The following is a 24,827-nucleotide window of genomic DNA, read 5'->3' on the forward strand; positions in this document are numbered from 1 at the left end:
CCTATATGTTCAATGTCATTTGCATGATGCTCGGTGCGAGAATCAGGATAACGATCGGAAACATAATGAAGAGGATCAAAGGCACACTCATCTTCGCAGAGAGCTTACCCACCTTCTCCTCGACGGTAAGAATTTGCACTTTTCGCATGTCTTCAGCGAGGTCACTTAACACACTCGCTACGGATGTTCCGTATTGCAGGTTTTGGATGATGGTCAGTACGAAGCTTCGTACTGGCGGCGTCGGGATACGTTCACTCAGATCATTGAGCGCCTTTTCAAGTCCGTGTATCTTCGCCGAATCCGATGTGCGTTTAATTTGGTAACAAAGGTCTGAGTCAAATTCAGCCAACTCTTTTCCCAAATAGACCAATGCAGCTTCAATCGTCATACCGGTTTGCACACATACCGACATCATATCGAGCAGATAAGGCAGTTGAGCTGAGGTTCTGCTGATTAACATCTTACGTCGCATTTGCAACAAGGTATCTGGCACGACAATCACACCAATCAGCGCGAAAATAACCACGACCAGTTTGTTGGTTGATGTCATATCCCCCAACAGCACCAACCCAGAAACCAACGCCAATACCAGTAACTTGGCAGGGAAATAGAATTTCGCCCACTCGGTGTTGTAATAACCCGCCTCGATCATTTTTTGCTCGAGTTCATGGCGATGTTCTTTACCAAAACGAACGAAAAAACGGTTAACGCGAGAAGGAGCGCGAGCCGAGTTGTCTCCAATATAGAGCGCAACTTTCTTATGTCGCTGCTCTTTACGAATAGAATCGATAATCAAAAAGAGTAGCGAAAAAAACAACACAATAAGGGAAGCCAGTAACATCATGCGCGTACCCCTCTGACTAATAGCCAAACAATGAATAAGCCGAAAAGCTCACTGCCCAGTACGTAAAACAATACGATCCTTCCCTCTGGGTCATAGAGAACAAAATCCACATTCTCAGGGTTAACATAGTTAAGAATAATCATAAAAATCAGAGGAATGGCCGCAACGATTTTGGCGGAGATTCGAGCTTCCGAAGTCATCGCCATTTTCTTTTTCTCTAGTGTTCTAGAATCGACCAGCACTCTAATTAACCGCGCTAACACCCCCTTGAGTTGCCCACCTCGAGCGATATTCGCCCTGATTGTCACGGTAAAGAACAGAAACTCTGGATACGGATAGTTTTTACACGATCGTTGAAGCACGACTTCTGGAGATTCTCCTAACTTCAGTCGTTCTCCCATTAGCTTAAACTCACGGCCAATCGGGTTGTGCATGACATCGCCGACATAACTGATGGCTTGCATTAAGCTGTCACCCGCGGTGACGGCACTCATTAGGATATTCAGCGCATCAGGAAACGTGTTCTCAAAATCTCGACGCCTTCTTGTGACCAGAATACGATAGCCGAAAAAGGTAAACATCAAAGATGAACCCAGTACCAACCAAGAATTGGTGATTGATAGCAGATCAGTAACGATGTACCAAGACGCGATAAGGCTGCCCGTTATATATAAGGCGATGTACAACGACGATCTCGGGCCTAACACCATTAATGTTGGTGAGATGGAATCTTTGAACTTTTGCCAACCCTGCTTACGCACTAATGACTTAACGTTAATCGCATTAAAGTTTTCAGCTTCCGCTTCTTCGATATTGAAAAATTGGTAGACCTTTTTAACCTTTGAATCACGGATCAAAAGCAACACAAACGCGAACAGGATTAATGACACCCAAAGCATGTTATGCCCCCTTAAACGCAGCGATGAGCTCTTCATAGAGCCCGAAGAACTGGGCTTTTTTCACAAGCTCAGATCGTTGCATAATGCCGTCGGTGACGAATTCGCCTTTAACCGTTTCTCCGTAATGAGCGTCGTCATAACGAAAGCGATAGATCTCTTCCATCACCACGCTTTCACCTTCAAGGCCCACAATTTCTGAGATGCTCGTGATCTTACGAGACCCGTCGCGCAGCCTGTTGACCTGAACAATCATCTGAACGGCACTCACGATCGTTCTTCGAATCGCATCAAGCGGTTGATTCAAGTTCGCCATCATCACCATTGATTCAACACGAGCAATCGCATCGCGCGGCGTATTGGCGTGCAATGTAGACATCGAGCCATCGTGACCGGTATTCATAGCTTGCAACATTTCAAACGCTTCAGAGCCACGACACTCGCCCAGAATAATGCGGTCTGGACGCATACGAAGCGCGTTGATCACCAACTCGCGCTGCGTTACTGCTCCGGTTTGTTCAACACTTGAGGTACGTGTTTCCAGTCGAACCAAGTTGGGTTGTTGCAGGCGCAGCTCGGCCGCATCTTCAATGGTGACGATGCGTTCATCTTCAGCAATATACTGAGACAGTGCATTGAGCAACGTGGTTTTACCTGAACCTGTACCGCCAGAAATCAACACATTGATGCGACAGCGAGAAGCGATCATCAACACTCGTGCCATCTCTGGAGACATCGACCCAAAGCCAATCAAATCTTCAAAGCCAATCTTTTGCTCTCTAAACTTACGAATAGAGATCGATGTGCCGTCCAATGAAATTGGCGGAATCACGATATTCACACGGCTGCCATCTTCAAGCCTGGCATCGACCGTCGGCGAAAGCTCATCCACACGTCTTCCGACACGTGAAGCAATACGCTTAGCAATCGCTAACAACTGCTCTTCATTCACAAACGAGACTTCGGATTTTTTGACCTTGCCGTGTCGTTCGAAAAAGATGTTGTTAGGCCCGTTCACCATGATGTCGGAAATGGACTGATCTTCGACTAACGGCTGCAAAGGCCCCAGACCGAACAGCTCATCGATTAAGCTTTTCACCAAGCCTGACTTCATCATTGAAGTGATCGGTCTTTGGTAGCTATTCGCCAACAGATCGACAGCCGATTGTATTTGGGATTCAAGGTCTCGACGGCTCATTTTCTGAACCGCTTCTGCATCTAGGGCTTCAAAGATTTGGCCACGAAATGCGAGGTATAAGTCTTTGTTAGAACTCATTTAGCACGCACCTTTTTCAACCAAGAATTCATACTCTTGTGATCTAAAGGCTGACCATTAATCAACTTCACCAACTGTTCCATAGAACGGCTAATGTGGCGGTCATGCTTATGGCCTCGTTTGCCATCGATAATGATGTGTGCCAACGCTTTGCAGTAGTCGACTTCGAGATCAACCTCTGCGCCTAAATACTTAGTCAGGTCGGGCTTTTGTAAGACGTAAGCGTTTTCCGGACGATGGTAGTTCACCACGGTAATGACTCGTGTACGCGACGATAACGAAAGCTGTAAGTTGGAGACTTTCTCAAACAATCGCTTCGCACTTCTTACTGAAGACACCGACGCATCTAAAACCAGCACCACCACATCAAAGTTTTCTACCAAGAGTTGAGGTTCAACTTTGAAATCCACACCACCCGAAAAGTCTTCAATAATGAAGTTGGCGTTGCGCGCTAACAACTCGCACAAGGTTTGGTTGTAATTAAGAACATCGGTTTGGCTCATGTCGCCATCAATCGCTAACAGACGTAAATTCTTGCGAGCGTTGATTAAGTAACTCAACGCCCCTTCTTCATCCATTTCATGCAATGGCGCTGTAAACTCATCAATGGTTCGCGGCTCGAAGTCTTTGAGACCCAGCAAGACATCAATGTTGGTATCGGCATACTGATGATCGACAAGAATCGTGTCTGAGCCTTGAGTCGATAACAGTGAGCCTAACTCAGTGGTAATAAACGACGCGCCAACGCCACCTTTGGCGCCAACAATTGCAACTCGCTTGGCTTTGCGTTTCTGGCTCACACCAGAGAACGTCTTCAGGTTTTTGCTAACGTGATTTAAGAAGTCCGCAAACTCTTGTTTGTTCACCGGCCAGAACACGTAGTAAAACCCCATCTCTTTAAGAGAACGCAGCGTAGAAATCGCATCCTCTTTACCAATCACGACCACACCTTTATGGGTGGGCAGTTTGCTGGCAAAAGATTTAGCGTCTTCAACAACATTAGTCGATTCATTAAGTTCCAGAATAACGATATGGCTACTCTGTTGTTCTGTCAGTTTGGTCAAGCCCGCTTTGGCTTTGACGCATGCAGGATCACTCCACCCTTCAAAGCGGAAGACTTCTTGAACAAGGTCTAAACACTCTTGAGATTGATAGAACAAAGTACACCCGGCAACGCCTGTTGTTGCGGTCGGAGTTGGCTTGGCCTTTGTTGTTAATGCTTTCGTCAGGTCAAACATTATTGCTCTCCTACCAATCTTGATTTGTAGGCCACTTGCTTCAAACGCATCGATTCAGCAAAGCAGTCTGGCTGCCTCAAGCGAACGTGAATCTGTGCTGGCGTGCATTCTTGAGTCTTTAAACGTGTTAGCGTCACCTGGATATTTAAGTCGCTAGGCAACAGCTGAGCACTTCGGTACACCACTCTTTGTGGCGCAATGACATGCGATGGATATTGCTCGAAAATCTCTTGCAACATCGCTTTGCTACGAATTGATTTGTAGTCCACGACATAGGTCGCTTCTTTGTCCATGGATTCAATATCCTGAATCAATCCTTTGAGCTGCTTTGCCGTTTCAGCACGGTTTTTCATCGCAAACTCAAAGTTGTGATGCTCTTTGTACACCAAGGCTTCAGAACCATGCCCGACAAAGTATTGCTCCGAGGCGCAGCCCAAAAGTGAAGAGGTAAATAACGCCATCAATAATAGTTTCTTCATTGGATAAACCCTCCTTGCGACAACAAGCGAATCGTTGCATCAGAAGACGTCACCGCCTTGCCATCCCACTTAACGTTGAGCCAACGCGCTAATGTCGAGGTCTTCTTGATGTAAGGCAGTTGAATGTCTTTCGGTTTCATCGGTTCCACAAGATTCACGGTCGCAACGATGATCAATTCAGTGCGTTTTCTTTCTGTGGTTGCTTTTCGGAATGCAGCGCCAAGTACTGGAATATCGCCTACAAAAGGGATTTTTTGCATTTTTTCCAAATCAGCACTGCTCATCAAGCCACCAAGAACGAAGCTGTCGCCATCGGCCAGTTCAACGGTTGTCATGGCACGTCGTGAAGCCAATTGTGGGACTTTGATTCCTGCCGCTTCGACATAGCCCTCAACTTCGCTCACTTCAGGCGCTAACTGCATGCGGATCTTGTCTTGACTAAGCACTTTGGCAGTAAGGTCGAGTTTGATGCCGAACTCTTTGAATGAAATGTTCACGTTACTGCTGGTAGAAACGATAACGGGCACTTCACCACCCACAAGGAAACTTGCAGATTCACCAGATAACACGGTTAAGTTAGGCTCAGCCAAAACTTCTGCAATCTGATCGTTACCTAACGCAGTGATTAATGTACTTAAGTTAGCTGCATCGAACTGGTCGAAAACAAACTCGCCAACACTCGAGCCCACTGAGCTCCAATCGACACCAACGGTTTGGCCAAACGATTCGGTGACTTGAGCCACAGATATTTTGACGTTCACCTGCTGGGTAGTCGCGACTTCAATACGTTCGATGATCCCTTCCCACGTCATGTTGCGCGCAAAGACCATGCTTTCTGGCTCTTCATAATCAGAGTTGTCGGATTTAAACTCTAGCTTCTGAGTTTTATCCCACTTCTCGGTCTTTTCTCGTCCTAGCAGAGTGGCAACCAAACGATAGATGTCGTCACGAGTCGCTTCCGAATCCACAAGGCCACTAACGGCAACTTGCTCACCCACTGATTGAACCTTGACATTGGCATCAGGGAAATGAAATTTGAGCTGGCGTCTAATATCCGTCAGATTCAAATCAACAATAATGCGATCGGAAAGCAATACCTCGTCGTCGATTCCGTAGACGATCAGACGTGACTGCCCAATACTATTGGCGAACACGACTAGGGTGTTGTCATTGATTACCTTGTAGTCAACGATATCAGGGTTATTAATGAACACTTGGCCAATCGGGCTTTTGAATTTGATGTGCTGACCATCGTTGAGCGTAATGGAGCGATCGGCAGCAAAACTGTTTGTTATAAAAAGTAAGCCAATCAGCGGTGCCAACATGGAAACACGCAGTGCTTGCTTGATTCGATGATGAATCATAATTACAAAGCCTCTCTAGGGTTATTCTCATTACCGCGTAACTCAGCAATCCCGGTATAGTTATCGATAATGTTGCGCACCTCCGCAAACTCAGGTTGCGTATAGGTTTGGCTTCGATAAATTTCGATGTGCATTGTTCGCTGGGCTAGTGCGAGCTTTGGTAACTCATCGGGGCTAACTTCAATGACTACCGTAGTTAGCCCATCCTCTTTGCTCGGAGCTCGAGCAGTGACAGAACTGTCGCCAGTCTCATCATTTCCGATGTTGAGGACTTTGACGTTTTTAAGAAACATTGAGGCTTTCACTCCCCTAAACCGCTTTGGCTTATCGATATTGCCAGCCAAGTTGGCATTAGGAGAACTCACCGTCAGAACATCAATAAACGAACCCGGTCGGATGTAGTCGTTAATTAGGTTTTTGTCGCTGACTTTTAATGGGTATAGCGTCATACCGTCCGAGACCAGAAGATCAATGTATCCAGGCTGACCAGGCGTCACCTGATATTCAGGCAGTACAACCTCGCCGGCGTTAAGGTTTCGATTTAACAAAATAGAGGGTGAAAAGCTGATTTGTGCGTCTTCTCTGACACCAAGCGTTAATGCTTTACTAAGAGGGAGTTGTTGTTTGACGACGCCTTGAGCATCGAGCGGAAGCCCTTTTTCATAAGGTCCAGTGGTCATCCAAACAGAAACATACTCTTCACTTTTTTCTTCCGCTACTTCAGCGGTCGTTGACGGTTTAGGTTCACTCTTGAACAAGTCGATAACGCCCAGTGCGCCAACTATCAAGGCGGCAATGGCAACAAGTAATACCAGTCGAGATCTCATAATGTTCTCATTCTTGGAGGTTTATATATGTGGCGTAGATTGAGTTAAAATAACTAAGTAAAATCCAATGCTAATGGCTATCCCATATGGAATACCCTCTTGGTAACGGGCATTTTCTCTTATTACTTTTTTACTCATTAGATAAGTAACTGCTAAAATACCACCAGCAAAAGCCGTCAGAATATACGCCAATAATAAGTCATCAAAAGGGATGGTAAGTGACAAAATAACGGCGTATTTAATATCACCAGCTCCAATCCATATCAGCTTATAAAGAATAAGCCCTCCACCTAACATCAGTAAAAAGCTCATTATTTGAATATCTAACGGGGATATGAAACACTGCAAGAAGAGCAATACGTACAGGGCGTAATTTTGTATCTTGCGATAGAGAAAATCAGTAACCGACACATATATACTCAGCACTGCCAAAGCCACTAAATACAATTCATGACTAAAAATTGGAAATACCACCTAAATTTGGTTAGGATAAATCTTATTTTACGATGTAAATTAACCAAGCCAGACCAATGTAAACATGGGTCTGGCACGAATATCTTTCGATATCTTCTACATTAGCTAATAAGGCTTGATGTTAGCTGCTAGCAGTTTCAATAGCCGTAGCTACTTGTTCAAAAGCACCTTCGAGCTTACCAATGAAGCCATCAGCGCCTACTGCTGTAGTTACTAATACAGCCATTGCAACAGCAATAAGACCATATTCAATCGCAGTTACGCCGCGCTCATCGTTCTTGAATTGTGATAAAAACATGTTTGTTTTCACGTAAAGCTTAGTAATCATTATTTCTTCCTATAAGGGCTGTTGAAAATTCGTCGCCATTATAATTACCGCCCCCACTCAGTGGAAAATACCCCCTATCGATTTAATCAATAGGGCGAGCAAAAAATGATCAGAACAAGCACAATAAAAACAGAAGAATTAAAAACAAACCTCTAAATAACAACACCTTACATATACATATCACTCCCACAAAGAATATTAATTTAAATTTATAAACTTGAAAAAGTAAGACACGGGTCAATATTCTTACTTATCTAAAGTTTATATAAGGTTTGGAAGCAACCTAAGAATTAATTGACCAAGCTTTATTACTCCTTATAAAACTTGTTGAAATACAATTATCATCACGCTATTGTTCTTCGAATCAACAAACAATAATAAATATAATTTCTTTGTGTCAAAAGGTTAGTCGAATCATGAAACTACATTTCGAAAATATTGTTTCGTTCATTGCAGTAGTTGAAGAAGGTTCATTTAGCTCTGCTGCTCGCATGCTTGGAAAATCACAGTCAACCGTTAGTACAGCGGTTCAGAATCTGGAGTCAGATTTAGGTTTCAATGTATTTAATAGAGAACACTCTAAAGTTTGGCTAACGGAGAAAGGAGAACGCCTATTCCAACTCTCTTTACCTGTGGTATCGAAATATCGAGAATTGGTCACCATTGCTCAACAAATGAATATATCTGACCAGATAGTTTACCGAGTAGGTATAGATCCGTTGGTGTTCAATCAAAACGTAAAGAAGACACTATTGGCATTTTCAGAGGCATTCCCAAATGTGGATTTACTTGTCGTCACAAAACCGAGTTTCGTTTTAGGAAACTACATAAATGAAGGGAAGATAGACTTAGCATTAGGGAACCCCTATCACAAGACAAATTACGACTTCAATATAGAGGAGTTATTTCACGTCAACTGTTGGTGGGTAGCCCATGAAGACTTGGTAACCTTTGAGTCTCACGCACCATCACAGCGAGTTCTATTAATGGATGGTTGTGAAGAGCTTCTTAACTTATCAAACATCGCTGCATATAACCTATGGCGACTGGATGACCTAGGGACCATCATCGACTTATGTAAGGCTCAAAAAGGCATCGCATTTTTACCCGGGTTTCTTATCGATGGTAACGTAAAAGAGAATAAGCTTAAGGTCATTACAGACCACCCTGACTTTTTTGGTAAACGAGTTATTGCTTCCCTCTTCTGGCACATACATTCTGACTTTAGCTTGTTTAACCAATGGATAAAAAAAGAGCTACAAACCACAACTAATTACAAACAAACATTTGTTGCTGATTTAGCTCAATAACGTTCTCTTAAAATCTGGCAATCACGCTCGGCTTTGTTGCGTAATTAAATTTAGAGATAGAGCCAACCCGTTTCGCTTGTTTCTTAGTCAATACGACAAGTTTCAGGCATACCTAACCCAGTAAGCTTGTTCAACGCTTTTATCATCGCGTAAGTTTCACCCACCTGGGCATTGTAATTTCTTAAGCTCAGTTTCCCTCCTAGCAACTGTTTAACTCGATACATCGCTGTTTCTGAGAGTGAACGTTTGTGGTATCCATACCGCTCTTTCCAATACTTATTTGAGTCGTATAATTTCTGGCAACCCACGGCGAAATTTCGAGGGTGACCACGCTCCCAGAAGGCAGCCCCTTCTCTTGGGGGAATAAGCGCAATAGCTCCCTTAATCTTAATAGCAGCGTGACACGCTCTCGTGTCGTAAGCGCCATCACCAGACACCTCAAGGATACTTCGGCGTGTTTGTTTCAGTAAGTTCGGGAGTACTTCTCCATCTGTAACCGTCGATAAACTTAGCTCGGCGGCAATGATCTCATGAGTGTTGGTATCGACTGCAATATGCAGCTTTCGCCAGACTCTACGCTTGCCATCCGTCCCATGTTTTTTGACTTTCCATTCACCTTCGCCATAAACCTTAAGGCCAGTAGCATCAATGGCTAGGTGCTGTATCGCTCCTCTCGTTTTAGTCTTAAATGAAACCTCAACTTGCTTGGCTCTACGACTGATGCAGGTGTAATGCGGACAACTTAACGGTACATGGGCTAACCTAAATATCGAGTCGATAAATCCTTGCAGCGCTCTCAATGGCATAGAAAAAACTCGTTTGACCATGAGTGCTGTCGTGATAGCTAAATCACTGAACCGACGCGGCCTACCGCGCTTATTCTGTTTGCTTTGCGCCCATCCGCTTATTGCTTCTTCATCAATCCAAAAAGTCAGAGAACCACGGTTAATGAGTGATCGGTTGTATTGCTTCCAGTTGGTTGTTTTATAACGAGGCTTAGGCATAGGACTACGAGATAGAGTGGAGGTAGCTGATCAGATCGTAGGTTCTTGATTTAGTTCCATTGAATTACGCAACAAAGCCATCACGCTCTGGTACATTCACTAGCTTAGGGTGTGATACTAATAAATCCATACATCTTGATATATCTCCGAAACAAATCATAGATAATAAATATAATTAACGTTGTTATAAATTTGTTTATTCTATAGCTCACCAATCAAAACTTAACTGCACATATAACCTTTCATCGCTTAGATTTTATTAACAGAAAGAACTTAGATCTATTTATCGCCATACTCATAATTCAACTGGTCTCAAGATCTAGGGTTATGTGTTTGGCAGTATTTCGAAGAGATCAGTTGGGATTGTCGATTAGTCGTCTAAAAATCCACTGTGGAGCTATTTAGGTAATACGTGTATCTAGGAGACATAGAGCGAGTTAGCTTTCGCTTAATCTCTCACAAGCGACGATATAGAGGATTAGAAGGTAAGTCGATTTAGACGACACTCTTACCCTTCCTGGGTGCTGACGCCCCTTCGAGCTACGCTAATCGACATTCGAACTACAACATTGGACAGGCAAGCCTTAAAGAGCTTCATAACAGGTGGAAGACTAGAACATTAATAATACGAGGAATTACAGACACAAAAAAGCCCACACTAGGTGGGCTTTTTTGCTTGTTCATAAAGAACGAATCTGGTGCCCGCTACTGGACTCGAACCAGTGACACCTTGCATGTCATGCAAGTACTCTAACCAACTGAGCTAAGCGGGCAATGCTTTGAAACTTGTCTAACCGCTTTACTAAGTGGCTAACGCTTCAGAACGAGATGGATAATAACGAGTGAATGGGTAGCGTGCAAGGATAAATTTGCACAAATCAGTTCGTTTGCTTTTAAAAACAACAATCAGAATAAATTTTAAACACAAAGCAGATCAATGGCTTGAAGTAGATCACATTTCATCTCTACTTCTATGGCGACATACATCGACACGCTTTGTGCTATTTACGGCTGTCTTGAGTATTTTGACTCAAGATATTAGTTCGTTTCCTCATCTACATCGAATACAACGTTGTAGTTTTCGGTATAGGTGCAGTTTGGCTGGCGGCTACAAGTGAAGAAGCGTCGGCCTTTGTAATCGCCTTGGCTTGCCAGTTTAATAATCATCGGGCTACCACACTTCTTACAGAATCGAACTTCTTTGGATGGTTCGATTAAATCGATGTGAGCTGCCAGCAACCTCTTCAAGCGGCTCACTTGATAGCTGTGCTTAATTGAAGCTCCAATCAGGGGTAAACCTGCCGATTTACAGACGTGAATCAGTAGCTTTTCGCGGTCGACTTTGCCTTTATTGAGCTCTTTTCCGTTATCAAGTTCAATGATCACGCGAGGCTCTAACGTTCGCGGATCGCAAACCACAAAGTCGAAGTAACTACGTGAGATCTTGTTGTTGGCGATAAACCAATTCTTCTTATTGTTCGTCTTAGCAGGAACAAGCACGTTCGACATGCTGACTTTAGCAAACACTTCCCCATGGTTGCCCACAGCGGATTTTAGCGCATTATAGAATGTCGCCTGTTGCGCCGACATCAACGCGCCTTTCTTCTGATAAGCATGGTCTTTGGTGTCATCGTGTTTCACCACATACTTTTGAATAAAGTAAAAGAACACAACCAGAACAATTACAACGATAAAGATATTAGTCATTTTCCAACACAATCAAGTCTGTATAGGGATTAAGAGAGTGGCTAGCGTATGTAGAAAAGCACCAACTGGCAAGCAAAAGAGCGAGAGTTGCCAACCAGAATCACGACCTTTGAGCGAAGTACTCAGCGAGAGGTCGCTCCTTCGCTAGACACACCTCTCCTATTTTGATAATCAAATCATCAATTACACTCTAGATTGATTTAGATCAATTTACCTAGATTTGTGATCAACTAGTCTGAAAAACGTTAGGCAAATGTTAATAAGGAAATTGATATGGAACTTAAACAAGACCCAAGATGTTATACCGACGTATGTGTAGAAGGTAAATGGTTCCACTATGACCACTGCGGAACCCAAGCCTATATGTTAAAAGGCGGCGCTTCGGCAGTGATTGAACTCGCTAGCGAGCCAGCAACAGAAGGCGAATTGGTTGAAATGCTCCAAGGTGTCGCTAAGTAATCCAGCAAGCCAAATCAAAGCATTAATTAAGCGAATAAGAGTAGATAACTGTATTAATTCAGATAAGCACTCTTATTCGCTTAGTTATTGAAGTTCAGGTTTCTTGATTACAGGGGATTAACCAAGTTTAGGCACTCAAATGATAACGACTTTATTGCGCCCTGACTGCTTAGCTTGATACAGAGCGTCGTCTGCCGATTTCAAGTGTTTCTTATAGGTACGGCTATTCAACTGTTGCTCCGTTAGATGAGTCGTCGCACCAATCGATGTGGTTAATTCTAATTGGCCAGAATGCGTTTCAATCGGTCGGTCAGCGATCGCTTGCCTTATAAGCTCAAGCTCTTTATTAGGATCTTGATTCCCAGCCAACAACAAAACAAACTCTTCCCCACCCCATCTTGCCACTACATCGTTTGTTGATAAGATTTGCTCTAAACGCTGAGCGACTTCCACCAGCACTTGGTCACCAATATCATGCCCATAAGTATCATTTACTTGTTTGAAGCGGTCCAAATCTAGAATAGCGAGCGTATACCCAAACGACGACAAATGATGTGGCATCGGCTGAGTTAACCGTTGTTCTAAGTAACGCCTATTGTATAAACCTGTCAGTTCACACCTTGTTGATTGCTTAAGTAGTTCTTTATTGGTCTTCTGGATCGAGCGCAACCTTATCAAAAGTAACGTGGCACTGATCATCACCATGATACCCAACGCGACAACGATTCGATTTCGTAGCTGCTGTTTATCTAATGTCAGCTCACCTAACTCTTTTTCTGCGTTAAGCAGTTCATTTTCTTGAGCTAATGATGCCGTGGCGAAATCTTGCTCTAGTAAAAAGATATCACTCTGGCGCTTATCAAATAGAAGCGCTTTGTTGCCCTTGTAATAGAGTTTGAAGTAGCGAAGTGCGTTCTCGCTGTCGCCTCTCGAATCATAGTATTCAGCAAGTGTTCTTAAGCCGAGGACCTTCCAGCTGCGAGTCCCCACAACATCGAACATTGCAGACGATCGCTTTAGATCAGCAAAGACAAAATTATCTCGGTTCAAACCAATGTTAGCTAAGGCTCTGTTTAAGTAACACTGACCCAGCTGAAGTGTATATTTGTCGACGCCCGGGTATCTAAGACACAAGTTTGCGACATGCCGTGCTGACTCAAAGTTCTTTTCCGCCAACAACACATCACTCTCTGCTTTTAATAGGATGATTTTGTATCGTTCACTCACGTTATCGCCATTGAGCTTAGCCGCACTTTGATAGGCTTCTCGTCCTTTGACTAAATCACCACTGCGCAGATAAGCAAAAGACTCATTCACATGCAGCACGCCGATGGTAGACGCTTCGAGTAGTCCACTCTTGTAATAGAGCTTTTTGGCTCTTTTAATCAGCTTGAGCGCTTTAGGCCAGTCTTCCAAATAGATATAAAGCAGTGCCATGTTTGACACTAACTTACTGTTGTAGATGTGTTGAGGGTACTTCTTGCCAAGGTCTAAACCTTTATGGAAAAAGTATTGAGCTTCAGGAAAGTCATTGCGGATGTTGTTGATGACACCAGCCGTGTTATAGGCCTTAATCAACAACTCTTCATAGTGAAGTGATTCTGCGATATCTATCGCTGCTCTGATTTGGATTTCAGATTCCGCTAGCTCACCCTTACTGATGTACTCAATCGCCAATTCAACGAGAGATTGGGCCTTTAGCCAACCCATATGTTCGTGTTGTGCGAGTGCTTTAATCTGCCTGACGTATTCGGAAACCGCTTTGGTATCCAACTTGTGTTGCGCGAGGTTGGACAAAATCATCAATTCGTAAGCACGATAGATGGCTTTATCTTGGTCTGGGAACTTGGCTTGGAGAGCCTCGAGTTGTTGGGAAGCTAAATTGGGATCACCACGAGATACATCGAGAATATCGATCAATGCAGATCCATATTTAGAGAGTAATAACTCTTTCTCTGGACTATAAACACTCGGGTTTTCAGGGCGAATATGCTTTAAATCGTCGTCGTAAGTTGGATAGAGCAAATACAGCCCCAGCACAACACTCATCAGCAACACTAAAAGGAATGAACCTAACACATTGTTTCTATTCATTTATCAGTGCCATTATTGATTACATTCCAATTTCATCGACGTATGTTTAAAAGCGGTCAAACATTATACCCGACAGATATACAGATTAAAATCCTGTGCACCGGTAGATCTGGGTTGGGTTTTTCTCACTAATTAGAATAATCAGGCAACTTTCTTGATTTAACTCAGACAATCATCTACCTCATTAGCGTTATAGTGATTTTCCTGTTCCTACCTCCGTGGCTTCTTTTTGAACAAGCGGAAGCATAATGAGAATTAACAATGACCCAAATTAATGAACAACGTCTTGTAGAACATTTCTGCGATCTAGTGAAAATTGATAGTGAATCTCGTAACGAAAAAGCGATTGCTGAAGCTTTGGCTGAGCAACTCGGTGAACTAGGTTTTGAAGTTCACAAACTGGCGGTCCCTGAAGAAGTGTCTAATGGTTTCAACATCTACGCTCGTCTAGATGGCACTCTTCCAGGTAGCACAGTATTCAGCTGCCACATGGACACAGTAACGCCAGGCATCGGCATTGAGCCAATCATAGAAGACGGTATCATCCGTTCAAAAGGCAACACAATTCTAGGTGGCGACGACAAGTCTGGTATCGCAGCTATCATGGAAGCGGTTCGTTGCATCAAGGCTGAAGGCCAAGAGCACAAAACTATCGAGATTGCGTTTACTGTATTCGAAGAAGGCGGTCTGTTTGGCTCTTTGAACTTCGATATGTCTTACATTCAATCTGAGCACGCAATCGTACTTGATACAGGCGGCCCAATTGGCACCATCGTAAACGCGGCGCCTGGCCAGCAGAAGATTGTTGCTAAAATCAAAGGTCGCCCTGCTCACGCTGGTTTAGCGCCAGAAGAAGGCATCAGCGCAATTCAAGTTGCTGCAGACGCAATCACCAAAATGAACCTACTTCGTATCGATGAAGAAACGACGGCAAACGTCGGTATTGTTGAAGGCGGTCAAGCAACTAACATCGTAATGCCAGAGCTTAAAGTCGTGGCTGAAGCACGTTCACTAAACGGCGAAAAGCTAACAGCTCAAGTTGAGCACATGATCTCGACATTCCAAGAAAGCGCTAAGCAGTTCGGCGCTGAAGTAGAAATCGAATCGACTCGTGCTTACGATGCATTCGTTATTGCAGACGATCACCCGCATATTCTTTCTATCAAATCAGCGTTTGAGAAGCTTGGCGTAACAGCGAACACTAAACGCACTGGCGGCGGTAGCGATGCAAACAACTTCAACGCAAAAGGTCTAACAACGGTTAACCTTTCTACTGGTATGGCGAAAGTTCACACCACTGAAGAGTACATTGCAGTGAAAGACATGGTCGCTATCACTGAGTTTGTTGTGGCTTACGTAACGCAATAATCGAATCCATTAGTCAGGTAGTCACTTCTATCTACCACAATGAAAAAAGCCGAGACATGAAGTGACCCCGTAAAGTTGGACATTTCTGTTAAGCGGCTTTCAAGGCCTGAGTTCGATATTCTATCGGAGTCAGGCCTTTTAGTTTCACTTTTATACGTTTGGTATTGTAGTACTCGATGTATTCTTTAATCTGCTCTATCAGAGCATCTGCATCTTCAAAGCTTTGGTTGTGATACATCTCGGTTTTGAGTAAAGCAAAAAAGTTTTCAGCAACAGCATTATCCAAGCAGTTACCTTTTCTCGACATGCTTTGCGTTAACCCACTCTCCGCTACCTTTTTCTGATACTGTCGATGGCGATATTGCCAACCTTGATCGCTATGTATAATTGGCTTTGAGTTGGGTTTAAGCGTTGATATAGCTTCCGTCAGCATATCTGTGACAAGCGGCAAGCAGGCATTTTTGGCCACTCTATAAGCAACCACCTCCTGAGTAAACAAGTCGACAACGGGAGATAAGTATACTTTCTGCTCTTTGACTTTGAACTCCGTGACATCAGTTACCCACTTTTCATCGGGTTGAGTCGCACTAAAATCTCTTTCAAGAACGTTGGGAGCAGCTTTTCCTGACTCTCCTCGGTATGAACGATACTTTTTAATCCTGACCGTCGATTTAAGGTTGAGCTGAGCCATAAGCCTTTGAACCGTTTTGTGATTAAGCACGAACCCCTGATTCTTTAGTTCCAAGTGAATACGGCGGTAGCCGTATCGCCCCTTATGTTCATGATAAATTGACTTTATCAACCGCAGCTCACGTTCGTAGCTATTTTGGCGCTTGCTCGTTTGAGCCTGATAATAAAAGACACTTTTTGCCAACTGTAGAGTGTGCAGTAAGTGCTTTAATGGGTACTTGCCTTTAAGAGTTAGAGCTATGACCGCTTTTTCTTTGTTCGACGGTTTTTTTTCTGCTCCAACTCTTCCAACTTTTTTAGAACGGCATTCTCGGTTCGTAAGTAGACCAACTCCTCTTTTAGCTCCTCAAGTGTCATTTCATTATCAGGCTTAGTGGTACGTTGAGGTTGCTGTTTCATTGAGGGTCTTCCTTTCTGGCGCATTTCGAGCCCCTTGATACCGAGCTCATTAAATCGTTTAAGCCAGACAGAGAGTATTCCAGGGGATGAGAGGTTTAATACAGCGCTAGTGTGCGTGAGAGACCATTCATTCGTCCACATTAAATTCAATGCTTTTCGTTTTGTTTGAGCAGTCGCGGCATGATTAGTTGGTAAAAATGAATCAGTACCATGGATGGCAAAGACTTGAGCCCAATACCGTATCTGCCTTGAAGAAATTGAATATTGTTTTGCTAAGTAGAGAGATGACGTGCCATCTAAGTATTGCTTAGCAATGATACATTTTAGCTCTCGGCTATATTTGGACATAAAAAGACCCCCAATAATTGGTGTCCAACTATTGGGGGTCAGTTCAACATCATCACGATGCTCGGCTTTTTTGTTGTTCAGGCAAGTATAGAAGATCGAATCTAAAAGCCCCTACGCTTCCAGAATTGGCCTTCGTCTTTTGCTACTAGGTCGAATGTCTTATCGGCGATGATGTTGCCTTTTAGCTCGACCGTCATGCGCCATTTGCCTAGCTTGTTCGAGACAGGTGCCCAGATAGTGTCACCTAAGTAGAAATCCCAGTCATTGTTACCGACATACTCTTCGCCATCGAACGGTTCGAGCACTTCACCTTTGTCTGTAGTGATGTTTGGGTGATAAATGCAGTAACGGATCTTCTCACCTTTGGCTTTTTTGATATTCAAGATATAGCCAAATTCCACGTCTATTTCAGCATCAACGATGGTGGTGAACTCTTGGATTTTTGGAAGATCTTTAGATTTGGAATCCCACGTTGTGTAGATCCCGTAAGATGTCATGTCGACCACAACAGAGCGCTTTGCCATTTCAATCTTTACCTTGCAGTTGTTCTATTAATTTAATTCTATTTGCCATTCAGCCACGCCAGCAAAGGAAAAACGAGGCTATTCTTGCCAGTCTTTCGCCATACGCTTAATCACTGAAGGTTCAATGTCGTGAATAGTGCCATATTGATCTCGGCAGACTTCGATAATTAATTCTGCTTTATATTTACGTGCAAGTTGGCGGTAAGCCTTCATTTCCCAGTGCTTAATAAAGGTATTCGAAACAACCACATCTAGCCCTTGCTTTAATCCGTTTTCCGCCGTGTTTTGGCACCACTCATGAGCTTGTTGCAGCTGCCTAGGATCAAAGTGGTACTCACCTTGCTCATTCACATAATACATATCGGCTTCGACATGCAATGCATCGTAGGTTTTTGCTTTTGTTGATTTGCCAGAACCGGGCAACCCTCGAATGAGTATTAACTTCATCTATCACTTTACAGGCTAATTCGAAAACATGAGTTTATCGTAAATAGTAACGAGTTTCTCTGATAACTGACTTTGCTCAGCATACGAAAACCAACTACTTACACGAGACTCCGATAATCACTGAATACAATGAGACTCCCCTCGAAGCGCGTGGATTGCTTCTGATAGAAAACACAAATAATTTACATCTATCCATTTTGCATATCGACAAGCGTATCAAACTACTATAGATTTAGATGTATAGACGTCTACATATCTAGCTTAGGGAGAAAGCTGTGCCTATTCGCATTCCAGACCAATTGCCAGCATCCGATGTTCTTCGTGAAGAAAACATCTTCGTTATGCCGTTATCAAGAGCATCGACACAGGAAATTCGTCCACTTCGAGTCTTGATCCTCAACCTAATGCCGAAGAAGATTGAAACTGAAACTCAATTTTTACGCCTACTATCGAACAGCCCATTGCAAGTGGATGTAGAGCTGCTGCGCATTGATGACCGACCAAGTAAAAACACACCCACTGAACACCTTGATAACTTTTATCGTCAATTTGAAATGGTCAAAGGAAGAAACTTTGATGGATTGATCATCACTGGTGCGCCGCTTGGCTTGGTTCAATTTGAAGATGTTATCTACTGGGACCATCTGAAAACCATCATGGAATGGGCAAACAAGCACGTTACTTCAACGCTATACGTGTGTTGGGCGGCTCAGGCTGGTTTGAAGTTATTGTATGATTTGCCAAAACGCACTCGTAAAGAGAAGCTGTCTGGTGTTTACAACCACGAGATACATAACCCATACCACCCTATTTTACGTGGCTTCGACGATACATTCCTGGCTCCCCACTCTCGCTACGCGGACTTCTCTCAAGAGTACTTAGCTGAGCACACAGACCTTGATGTTCTTGCGACTTCTGATGTTGCGGGCGTATATCTAGCGGCGACCAAAGATAAGCGAAACGTGTTTGTAACGGGTCACCCTGAGTACGACTCTCATACGCTTCACAATGAATACATTCGTGATTTGGGTGAAGGCATGGAGCCTGTGATACCAATCAACTACTACCCGAACAACAATCCAGACAACAAACCGGTTGCAAGCTGGCGTAGCCACGGGCACTTGTTGTTCTCAAATTGGCTAAACTACTGTGTTTACCAACAAACGCCTTACGATCTGGATCATTTCAGCGAAGACAACTTTACCAAAGACGATTAAGTTCTTTCTTCCGATTCACAAACACATAAACCGTGTTCAGTATGTTGTTAATAAAACGACGAACTGGACGCGGTTTTTTTATGGTGTGTGGGTCGCATTCCATAATAGATTTACGACTTCAATGGGTTTGATTTCATATGATGGGTTGGTGTTCATAAGGAGCTTTACATGCCTGCCAAGCCATCATTTTCAAATCCGATTTCGTTGTCCCGCCCTCTTTCGTTATCAAGTGTGGTACTACTTGCCTCGCTTTCCTTGGTCGGTTGCGTCTCTGTCACTGAAGGACCGCCAAAGATTGAAAGTGATCCTATCGCGATGTCTGAATCTCGAATCGAATTAGGTTTGGGCTATATGGGACAAGGCAATATGGTAAGAGCGCGTGAAAACCTTGAGCTCGCGATTAAACACGCACCTAGCTACTACCGTGCTCGACTTTCAATGGCGCATTACTACGAACAAGTGGGCGAAGTAGACGAAGCAAGAACCACTTACCGCAAAGCACTCAGTCTCGATTCTAGAAACGGTAATGTATTGAATAACTACGGTACATTTTTGTGTAAACAAGGCGAATACGAACAAGCCGATAAGTACTTCAATCGCGCCATCGACCAACCTTACTACTACTTGGTGTCTGCAAGTTATGAAAACGCGGCGTTTTGTGCATTTAAGGCTGGCAATACAGACCAAGCGAAGTACTACTTCAGCAGAGCGATTGACCACGATCCAAACCGCGTAAAATCGATACTACAATTATCAAAAATTGAAGTGAGTGACGCCGATTACAATGAAGCTCGACTTCGTTTATTCAAATTCCACCAGCGTTATGGTTATCAAATCCCATCTCTAAAAATCTTGGTCGATCTCGAAAACAAAGCAGGTAACAGAGCTCTTGAGAAGAAATATCAGAGTAAGTTAGATGAGTTGCTTTCTGCTTAGCGTATAGGCAAAAAACACAAAAAACGGGCTTGTTGCGTAAACAACAAGCCCGTCCGTATTTCAGTTTAACGCCTTAACTAAGTGCAGCCACTATTTAAGAGCAATCCACTCTTGTCTTTGCTCATCGTCCATAAAGGTCCACGCGATAAAGCGACTTACCTTCTGGCCTTGTGACATCTCGACGACTTTCACTTGTTTCGCTCGCAGCTTGCCCAGTTCTGAACGAACCATATCGACGTTATCTTTCTTAGAGATCAATGTCGTAAACCACAAAACTTGAGTAGCAAAAAGTTGACTCTCTCTCGCCATCTTCATAATGAAAGCGGCTTCACCACCCGGGCACCAAAGCTCGGCTTTTTGACCACCAAAGTTTAGGGTTGGTTTATCTTGCTTAGTTGATTTATCTAACTTAACTGACTTCTTGTTCGTTTCTGGCTTGAACGACTGACCGGCTTTCTTAGCTCGGTTCGCCGCTAGATTATCCAGTTTACGTTGTGAGCCCTTTTCCGCCTCTTCAAGAGAGCTGTGAAATGGCGGGTTACAAATAGTGACATCGTAACGTTCATTGTCCTTAATCACGCCCTTAAAGATAGATTCAGAGTCCGCTTGCAGACGAGCTCGGATCTTACCTTTTAGATTAGGGTTACTTTCCGCAATGAAGTTCGCTGTTTTGATGGAGACTGAATCAACATCTGTCCCTGTACAACGCCACTTATACTCTGTCGCACCAATGATTGGGTAGATACAGTTTGCACCAACACCAATATCTAGTGCTTTCACAGACGCGTGGTTATAGGGTTCACCTTGGCCATCGCTATTAAGGATGTCGGCCACTCTGTGAATGTAGTCTGCACGGCCAGGAATTGGCGGACACAAGTAACCTGCAGGAATATCCCAATGTTTAACGCCATAGTGATGCGCCAACAAAGCTTTGTTGAGTAGCTTAACGGCCAATGGATCAGAGAAATTAATGGTGTCTTCACCCACTGGGTTCTTGATCAGATGCTCTTTTAGCTCGGGCAAGGCTACAACCAACAACTCGAAGTCATAACGACCAGTGTGCTGGTTTCTTGGGTGCAATCCACCTTGAGGTTTTTCAGCCGAACGTCTTTTCTGGGCTGCGCTTTTGTTAAAAGCCGTTTTATTGAAAGAACCCTTATTCGACGATCCTTTATTCGCACCCGGTTTGCCTTTGCTGTCTTTTGTAAAAGGTCGCTTTGCTTTGTTATTGCCAGCGCCTTTAGGTGCACTATTCTTGCGGCTTTTATCAGATGTGTTCTTTGTAGAAATACGCTTGTCGCTGCTTGGCTTAGCTGTACTTGGCTTAACATCAGCTTGGTTATCTTTTGTTTTTGCTGATGAAGTACTGTTTTTCGACAGGCTTAGCGTCGTTCTATTTTGTGATTGGCTCATTGGGCTACTTCTTTAAATCTAAATACATCATGAATAAACGGGCATCCAACTCAAGTTGATGATATTGCGGTTCCATGTGACAGCATAGTTGGTAAAAGGCTTTGTCGTGCTCTTTCTCTTTGATATGCGCCAGTTCGTGTACCACCAGCATTCGCAATAAAGGTTCTGGTGCATTTTTAAAAACACTGGCGATACGAATTTCATTCTTCGATTTGATCTTTCCACCGTGATTCTTCGCAACGTAAGAATGAAGACCTAACGCATTGTTGATTAGGTGTATCTTGCCGTCGTAAATCACTTTGCTGATCGGTGGTGTTTTTTTCATGTAGCGATTTTTTATCTCAATCGCATAGTCAAACAGGGCTTTCTCGCTTTTTATTTCATGATTCTTTGGGTAGCGAGCTTCAAACCAAGGCACCAATTTACCCGACTCTACTAGTTGAGTCACAGGATCAAGAATGTGCTTAGGATAGCCTTGAATATAGCGTAAAGAAGGATGCATGCTGAAAGACCGTACAAGTTACACCACGACAATACGTTGTGGTCTTGAAAATTGAGCCGCATAGTGTAACTGATCACACTTTTCTAATCACCTAGGATTCGTTACACTTTAGCGAGATTCACCAAGAGAATGAAAAAATGAAACGTGTTGTATTGTACGTCGCAGACAAATGCCCGCACTGTAAAGATGCCCAAAGGTATTTAGACTCTAAGAAAATTGTTTACCGCCTAACGAATGCAAAGATGCAGCGTGGTCGTAAAGAATTGCAAGCGATGGGTGCTCGTTCTATCCCCGTGCTTAAGATCGGCGATCAAGTGATGGTCGGTTGGAATCAGAAGAACTTCGATAAGATGTATAACTCAAAGAACACTTAACGTGATTTAAGAGACTTATATTTCTACAAACAAAGCCCGGATGTCCAACCTAGGATGTTCGGGCTTTGTTTTGTCTATTGCATTCTAAATCACACATACCGCTTAACGAAGTCGATAAAGGTTCGGTCTGCTTTTGACAGATACCCTTCCTTTCTCCACGCCAAAGATAGGTTCAGCTTCACAGGGTCTATAAATGGTACGCCGACCACGTCTTCCTCGTATTCTGTCACCAAGCTAAGCAACGCGGTGATGGCAAACTCTTGCTTCACGATAGAAAGAATCATCGGCAATAAATTGGTTTCGAACGCGATGGTCATATCGAGGTTGTACTTCTTGCAAGTCGCATCGATAAAATCACGGTGGAAGTAGCCTGATTTGAACATGATCAGCTCTTGAGCAAAAAATTCTTCAAAGGTGATGGATGATTGCGTTGCCAGTGGGTGATCTTTGCCAACGACAGCTAACATTTCTGAGCTTAACAGGTGGTCAGTTTCAAGATCATCAGGCACGTTTTCATGGTTGATTACGCCAATATCGAGTTCGCCGTTTAACAACATTTCACGAATAGAAGCGGTGCCAGCATCAATCAGAGTCAACTTTAGGTTTGGGTATTGGCTTTTAAATGCCATCACGACTTGGGGAAAAAAATAACTGCCCATCATGCTTGGAGCGCCTAATCGAACCTCGCCTTTTTCTAGCCCCTTTAACTCGTTCATCGCGAGTTGAGCATCATCGAACTGCTGGGCGATTCGCTTGGCATGCTCAAACAGTACCTTTCCCTCTTCCGTTAAGGTGACGGATTTATCTCCGCGACGGAATAGAATCAAATCAAGCGTCTGTTCGAGTTTTTTAATGGAGATACTCAATGCGGGCTGAGCGATATGCAGCGCTTTGGCGGCCTGAGTGAAATTACCAAACTGCGCAACAGCCAGAAAATGTCGAAGTGGTTTTGATTCAAGCATAACGATATATTAAATATATAGAGGTGATATTTTTAATATATTTCTTTAATCACACGTGTGCTGATAACTTGTTCACAAATAGCTTACTAACTCGTGCAGGCACAACGTAAATGTTTGATAAAGGCAGTCCTCAATATAAACGCATCACCCAATCATTAGCGATTGGCTCGTTTATCATTTTCTGTAACCTTTACCTCTTTCAGCCAATCTTGTCGCACATGGCGGAGCACTTCCAAGTTTCGGAAACTCAAATCAACTGGCTGTTTGCCGCGACAACACTTGGACTTTCCATCAGCTTGGTACCTTGGGCAATCGCTTCTGAAACCTTCGGTCGAAAACCCATCATTCTATTCAGTCTGTTCGCTATTCCTTTGATTGGATTGAGCATGGTGTTCACAACCACCCTACTGCAGCTTGTCATTGCCCGAGCATTCATGGGCATTGCGGTCGCTGCTTTTGCAGGTGTGGCAGTTGCCTACATGGTGGAAGAGTTATCACCGAAAGCATTCGCAATCGCGATAGGCGGTTATATTGCGGCTAACTCATTAGGTGGTATTTTCGGGCGTGTATTGGGTGGCTTGATTACGGATTATTTTGACTGGCACGCAACGGTTTTGTTTTTCGTAGTCGGCTCCTTAATCGGCGCTCTCTATATTGCATATAGCTTACCTGACCAACAAAACTTTAAGCCACAGAAAGGCCTGTTCTTTCACCATAACCGATCTGTAATGATGCACTTAAGAAACCGAATACTTTGGCTCGCGATGTTAATTGGTGGCGCTAACTTTGCTCTGTTCGTTAACCTGTATTCAGTAATGGGCTTTAGGCTAGTATCCGCACCTCACTCGGTGCCTGTGGGTTTAGCATCGCTGATATTCCTATGTTACTTGGCCGGAACGGTTAGTTCTAAGCTCTCCAACAAATGGACACTTCGTTTCGATCCGTTAAACGGTATATTGATGGGCGTGTGCATTAGCTTAATCGGGATGTTGGTTTCTGCGGTTGATAAAGTCCCGTTCATGTTAGCTGGCTTGTTGTTGATTAGTGGCGGTGCATTCTTCGCCCATACTCTTGCCTACTCTTGGGTGAGTCAAAAAGCGCCGAGCGCGAAAGCGACAGCAACGGCACTTTACTTAGTCCACTACTACATAGGTGGCAGTTTAGGTGGCTTCTTACTCTTGTATTGCTGGCAACTGTTCGGTTGGAGCGGCGTGATCGCGGGCGGTTCAATCTTCTATGTCGCGATATTTGCTTGGGTCTACCAGTTGAAACAGCTACAAGTATCGGCATCCAAACTCGCACAAGCATAACTACGACTGAGTTTGTAACTCAATTATTGCTTTTGAT

At 43.7% G+C, this 24,827-nt stretch carries 26 protein-coding genes and 1 tRNA gene; 7 read left to right on the forward strand and 20 right to left on the reverse strand.

Translation table 11 applies throughout. From position 1 onward, the window contains the following. Position 1: 1 nt before the first annotated feature. From OCV20_RS08980 to OCV20_RS09020, 9 genes are all read right to left on the reverse strand, one after another. A complete protein-coding gene (locus OCV20_RS08980) occupies positions 2-844 on the reverse strand; it encodes a type II secretion system F family protein (RefSeq protein ID WP_048611302.1) in 843 nt (280 codons plus the stop codon). Further along, complete coding sequence (locus OCV20_RS08985; RefSeq protein WP_052878301.1) at positions 841-1,743, reverse strand: type II secretion system F family protein; 903 nt, start codon at positions 1,741-1,743, stop codon at positions 841-843. Before OCV20_RS08985 ends, OCV20_RS08980 begins: the two co-directional genes overlap by 4 nt. Position 1,744: 1 nt before the next feature. Beyond that, positions 1,745-3,016: a TadA family conjugal transfer-associated ATPase gene (locus tag OCV20_RS08990; protein WP_086775463.1), complete on the reverse strand. Its 1,272-nt coding sequence runs from the start codon at positions 3,014-3,016 to the stop codon at positions 1,745-1,747. Continuing rightward, positions 3,013-4,254, reverse strand: a complete 1,242-nt coding sequence (locus OCV20_RS08995; protein WP_086775464.1) for a CpaE/TadZ family protein — start codon at positions 4,252-4,254, stop codon at positions 3,013-3,015. The genes OCV20_RS08990 and OCV20_RS08995 overlap by 4 nt, the downstream gene beginning before the upstream one ends. Continuing rightward, positions 4,254-4,733 carry a hypothetical protein gene (locus tag OCV20_RS09000; RefSeq protein WP_048611311.1) on the reverse strand — a complete coding sequence of 160 codons (480 nt, stop codon included), beginning with the start codon at positions 4,731-4,733 and terminating at the stop codon, positions 4,254-4,256. Before OCV20_RS09000 ends, OCV20_RS08995 begins: the two co-directional genes overlap by 1 nt. Then, positions 4,730-6,100 carry a type II and III secretion system protein family protein gene (locus tag OCV20_RS09005; protein ID WP_086775465.1) on the reverse strand — a complete coding sequence of 457 codons (1,371 nt, stop codon included), beginning with the start codon at positions 6,098-6,100 and terminating at the stop codon, positions 4,730-4,732. The genes OCV20_RS09000 and OCV20_RS09005 overlap by 4 nt, the downstream gene beginning before the upstream one ends. Continuing rightward, positions 6,100-6,924, reverse strand: coding sequence for a Flp pilus assembly protein CpaB (gene cpaB / locus OCV20_RS09010; RefSeq protein ID WP_086775466.1), 825 nt, complete (start codon positions 6,922-6,924; stop codon positions 6,100-6,102). The genes OCV20_RS09005 and cpaB overlap by 1 nt, the downstream gene beginning before the upstream one ends. Positions 6,925-6,945: 21 nt before the next feature. Beyond that, a complete protein-coding gene (locus OCV20_RS09015) occupies positions 6,946-7,371 on the reverse strand; it encodes a prepilin peptidase (RefSeq protein ID WP_086775468.1) in 426 nt (141 codons plus the stop codon). 148 nt (positions 7,372-7,519) lie between these two features. Then, positions 7,520-7,726, reverse strand: coding sequence for a Flp family type IVb pilin (locus tag OCV20_RS09020; protein ID WP_019826707.1), 207 nt, complete (start codon positions 7,724-7,726; stop codon positions 7,520-7,522). 416 nt (positions 7,727-8,142) lie between these two features. Here OCV20_RS09020 and OCV20_RS09025 point away from each other — a divergent pair, with 416 nt between their 5' ends. Beyond that, the gene (locus OCV20_RS09025) at positions 8,143-9,036 is read left to right on the forward strand and encodes a LysR family transcriptional regulator (protein ID WP_048617232.1); all 894 of its coding nucleotides are present in this window, start codon (positions 8,143-8,145) and stop codon (positions 9,034-9,036) included. An 83-nt stretch (positions 9,037-9,119) separates the two neighbouring features. Here OCV20_RS09025 and OCV20_RS09030 read toward each other — a convergent pair whose 3' ends face one another. The 3 genes from OCV20_RS09030 to OCV20_RS09040 all read right to left on the reverse strand — a co-directional run bounded on the left by OCV20_RS09030 (position 9,120) and on the right by OCV20_RS09040 (position 11,747). After that, positions 9,120-10,040, reverse strand: coding sequence for an IS5 family transposase (locus OCV20_RS09030; protein ID WP_086773621.1), 921 nt, complete (start codon positions 10,038-10,040; stop codon positions 9,120-9,122). A gap of 696 nt (positions 10,041-10,736) precedes the next feature. Beyond that, positions 10,737-10,813, reverse strand: a tRNA-Val gene (locus OCV20_RS09035). 265 nt (positions 10,814-11,078) lie between these two features. Continuing rightward, entirely contained in the window at positions 11,079-11,747 is a 669-nt protein-coding gene (locus OCV20_RS09040; protein ID WP_017630504.1) for a DUF2726 domain-containing protein, read from the reverse strand. 273 nt (positions 11,748-12,020) lie between these two features. Between OCV20_RS09040 and OCV20_RS09045 the strand changes: the two genes are divergently transcribed. Then, entirely contained in the window at positions 12,021-12,206 is a 186-nt protein-coding gene (locus OCV20_RS09045; protein WP_086775979.1) for a hypothetical protein, read from the forward strand. Between the two features lie 135 nt (positions 12,207-12,341). On the opposite strand, the gene OCV20_RS09050 is transcribed toward OCV20_RS09045, so the two are convergent. Then, positions 12,342-14,300, reverse strand: a complete 1,959-nt coding sequence (locus tag OCV20_RS09050; protein WP_086775978.1) for a tetratricopeptide repeat-containing diguanylate cyclase — start codon at positions 14,298-14,300, stop codon at positions 12,342-12,344. A gap of 261 nt (positions 14,301-14,561) precedes the next feature. On the opposite strand from OCV20_RS09050, the gene OCV20_RS09055 reads away from it, so the two are divergent. Further along, the gene (locus OCV20_RS09055; protein WP_017059177.1) at positions 14,562-15,668 is read left to right on the forward strand and encodes a M20/M25/M40 family metallo-hydrolase; all 1,107 of its coding nucleotides are present in this window, start codon (positions 14,562-14,564) and stop codon (positions 15,666-15,668) included. A gap of 88 nt (positions 15,669-15,756) precedes the next feature. Here the strand turns inward: OCV20_RS09055 and OCV20_RS09060 are convergent, their stop codons facing one another. The 4 genes from OCV20_RS09060 to OCV20_RS09075 form a co-directional block, all read right to left on the reverse strand. After that, complete coding sequence (locus OCV20_RS09060) at positions 15,757-16,599, reverse strand: IS3 family transposase (protein WP_108721729.1); 843 nt, start codon at positions 16,597-16,599, stop codon at positions 15,757-15,759. Continuing rightward, complete coding sequence (locus OCV20_RS09065) at positions 16,596-17,105, reverse strand: helix-turn-helix domain-containing protein (RefSeq protein WP_086774936.1); 510 nt, start codon at positions 17,103-17,105, stop codon at positions 16,596-16,598. Before OCV20_RS09065 ends, OCV20_RS09060 begins: the two co-directional genes overlap by 4 nt. 101 nt (positions 17,106-17,206) lie before the next feature. Next, positions 17,207-17,629, reverse strand: a complete 423-nt coding sequence (locus tag OCV20_RS09070; protein WP_086775368.1) for a DUF3859 domain-containing protein — start codon at positions 17,627-17,629, stop codon at positions 17,207-17,209. Between the two features lie 78 nt (positions 17,630-17,707). Continuing rightward, entirely contained in the window at positions 17,708-18,076 is a 369-nt protein-coding gene (locus OCV20_RS09075; protein WP_086775367.1) for an ATP-binding protein, read from the reverse strand. Positions 18,077-18,351: 275 nt separating this feature from the next. Here OCV20_RS09075 and metA point away from each other — a divergent pair, with 275 nt between their 5' ends. Both metA and pilW read left to right on the forward strand, forming a co-directional pair. Next, positions 18,352-19,293: a homoserine O-acetyltransferase MetA gene (gene metA, locus OCV20_RS09080; RefSeq protein ID WP_017059174.1), complete on the forward strand. Its 942-nt coding sequence runs from the start codon at positions 18,352-18,354 to the stop codon at positions 19,291-19,293. Positions 19,294-19,461: 168 nt separating this feature from the next. Beyond that, on the forward strand, positions 19,462-20,229 hold the full coding sequence (gene pilW, locus OCV20_RS09085; protein ID WP_086775366.1) for a type IV pilus biogenesis/stability protein PilW: 768 nt from the start codon (positions 19,462-19,464) through the stop codon (positions 20,227-20,229). Between the two features lie 90 nt (positions 20,230-20,319). Here pilW and rlmF read toward each other — a convergent pair whose 3' ends face one another. Both rlmF and OCV20_RS09095 read right to left on the reverse strand, forming a co-directional pair. Beyond that, positions 20,320-21,642, reverse strand: a complete 1,323-nt coding sequence (gene rlmF / locus OCV20_RS09090; protein WP_086775365.1) for a 23S rRNA (adenine(1618)-N(6))-methyltransferase RlmF — start codon at positions 21,640-21,642, stop codon at positions 20,320-20,322. A gap of 4 nt (positions 21,643-21,646) precedes the next feature. Further along, positions 21,647-22,144, reverse strand: coding sequence for a YgjP-like metallopeptidase domain-containing protein (locus OCV20_RS09095; protein WP_086775364.1), 498 nt, complete (start codon positions 22,142-22,144; stop codon positions 21,647-21,649). A gap of 137 nt (positions 22,145-22,281) precedes the next feature. Between OCV20_RS09095 and OCV20_RS09100 the strand changes: the two genes are divergently transcribed. Next, positions 22,282-22,518: a glutaredoxin family protein gene (locus tag OCV20_RS09100; RefSeq protein WP_016786183.1), complete on the forward strand. Its 237-nt coding sequence runs from the start codon at positions 22,282-22,284 to the stop codon at positions 22,516-22,518. Positions 22,519-22,607: 89 nt separating this feature from the next. On the opposite strand, the gene OCV20_RS09105 is transcribed toward OCV20_RS09100, so the two are convergent. Next, entirely contained in the window at positions 22,608-23,480 is an 873-nt protein-coding gene (locus OCV20_RS09105) for a LysR family transcriptional regulator (RefSeq protein WP_086775363.1), read from the reverse strand. A gap of 110 nt (positions 23,481-23,590) precedes the next feature. Between OCV20_RS09105 and OCV20_RS09110 the strand changes: the two genes are divergently transcribed. Next, a complete protein-coding gene (locus tag OCV20_RS09110; protein WP_086775362.1) occupies positions 23,591-24,790 on the forward strand; it encodes an MFS transporter in 1,200 nt (399 codons plus the stop codon). Positions 24,791-24,827 lie beyond the last annotated feature (37 nt).

The organism is Vibrio coralliirubri (assembly GCF_024347375.1).
GTDB classification, from domain to species: domain Bacteria; phylum Pseudomonadota; class Gammaproteobacteria; order Enterobacterales; family Vibrionaceae; genus Vibrio; species Vibrio coralliirubri.

Coding starts and splice junctions, on each gene's coding strand:
- OCV20_RS08980 (WP_048611302.1), bottom strand. CDS start 844: ATGATGTTACTGGCTTCCCTTATTGTGTTGTTTTTTTCGCTACTCTTT.
- OCV20_RS08985 (WP_052878301.1), bottom strand. CDS start 1,743: ATGCTTTGGGTGTCATTAATCCTGTTCGCGTTTGTGTTGCTTTTGATC.
- OCV20_RS08990 (WP_086775463.1), bottom strand. CDS start 3,016: ATGAGTTCTAACAAAGACTTATACCTCGCATTTCGTGGCCAAATCTTT.
- OCV20_RS08995 (WP_086775464.1), bottom strand. CDS start 4,254: ATGTTTGACCTGACGAAAGCATTAACAACAAAGGCCAAGCCAACTCCG.
- OCV20_RS09000 (WP_048611311.1), bottom strand. CDS start 4,733: ATGAAGAAACTATTATTGATGGCGTTATTTACCTCTTCACTTTTGGGC.
- cpaB (WP_086775466.1), bottom strand. CDS start 6,924: ATGAGATCTCGACTGGTATTACTTGTTGCCATTGCCGCCTTGATAGTT.
- OCV20_RS09020 (WP_019826707.1), bottom strand. CDS start 7,726: ATGATTACTAAGCTTTACGTGAAAACAAACATGTTTTTATCACAATTC.
- OCV20_RS09025 (WP_048617232.1), top strand. CDS start 8,143: ATGAAACTACATTTCGAAAATATTGTTTCGTTCATTGCAGTAGTTGAA.
- OCV20_RS09030 (WP_086773621.1), bottom strand. CDS start 10,040: ATGCCTAAGCCTCGTTATAAAACAACCAACTGGAAGCAATACAACCGA.
- OCV20_RS09040 (WP_017630504.1), bottom strand. CDS start 11,747: ATGACTAATATCTTTATCGTTGTAATTGTTCTGGTTGTGTTCTTTTAC.
- OCV20_RS09045 (WP_086775979.1), top strand. CDS start 12,021: ATGGAACTTAAACAAGACCCAAGATGTTATACCGACGTATGTGTAGAA.
- OCV20_RS09050 (WP_086775978.1), bottom strand. CDS start 14,300: ATGAATAGAAACAATGTGTTAGGTTCATTCCTTTTAGTGTTGCTGATG.
- OCV20_RS09055 (WP_017059177.1), top strand. CDS start 14,562: ATGACCCAAATTAATGAACAACGTCTTGTAGAACATTTCTGCGATCTA.
- OCV20_RS09065 (WP_086774936.1), bottom strand. CDS start 17,105: ATGTCCAAATATAGCCGAGAGCTAAAATGTATCATTGCTAAGCAATAC.
- OCV20_RS09070 (WP_086775368.1), bottom strand. CDS start 17,629: ATGGCAAAGCGCTCTGTTGTGGTCGACATGACATCTTACGGGATCTAC.
- OCV20_RS09075 (WP_086775367.1), bottom strand. CDS start 18,076: ATGAAGTTAATACTCATTCGAGGGTTGCCCGGTTCTGGCAAATCAACA.
- pilW (WP_086775366.1), top strand. CDS start 19,462: ATGCCTGCCAAGCCATCATTTTCAAATCCGATTTCGTTGTCCCGCCCT.
- rlmF (WP_086775365.1), bottom strand. CDS start 21,642: ATGAGCCAATCACAAAATAGAACGACGCTAAGCCTGTCGAAAAACAGT.
- OCV20_RS09095 (WP_086775364.1), bottom strand. CDS start 22,144: ATGCATCCTTCTTTACGCTATATTCAAGGCTATCCTAAGCACATTCTT.
- OCV20_RS09100 (WP_016786183.1), top strand. CDS start 22,282: ATGAAACGTGTTGTATTGTACGTCGCAGACAAATGCCCGCACTGTAAA.
- OCV20_RS09105 (WP_086775363.1), bottom strand. CDS start 23,480: ATGCTTGAATCAAAACCACTTCGACATTTTCTGGCTGTTGCGCAGTTT.
- OCV20_RS09110 (WP_086775362.1), top strand. CDS start 23,591: ATGTTTGATAAAGGCAGTCCTCAATATAAACGCATCACCCAATCATTA.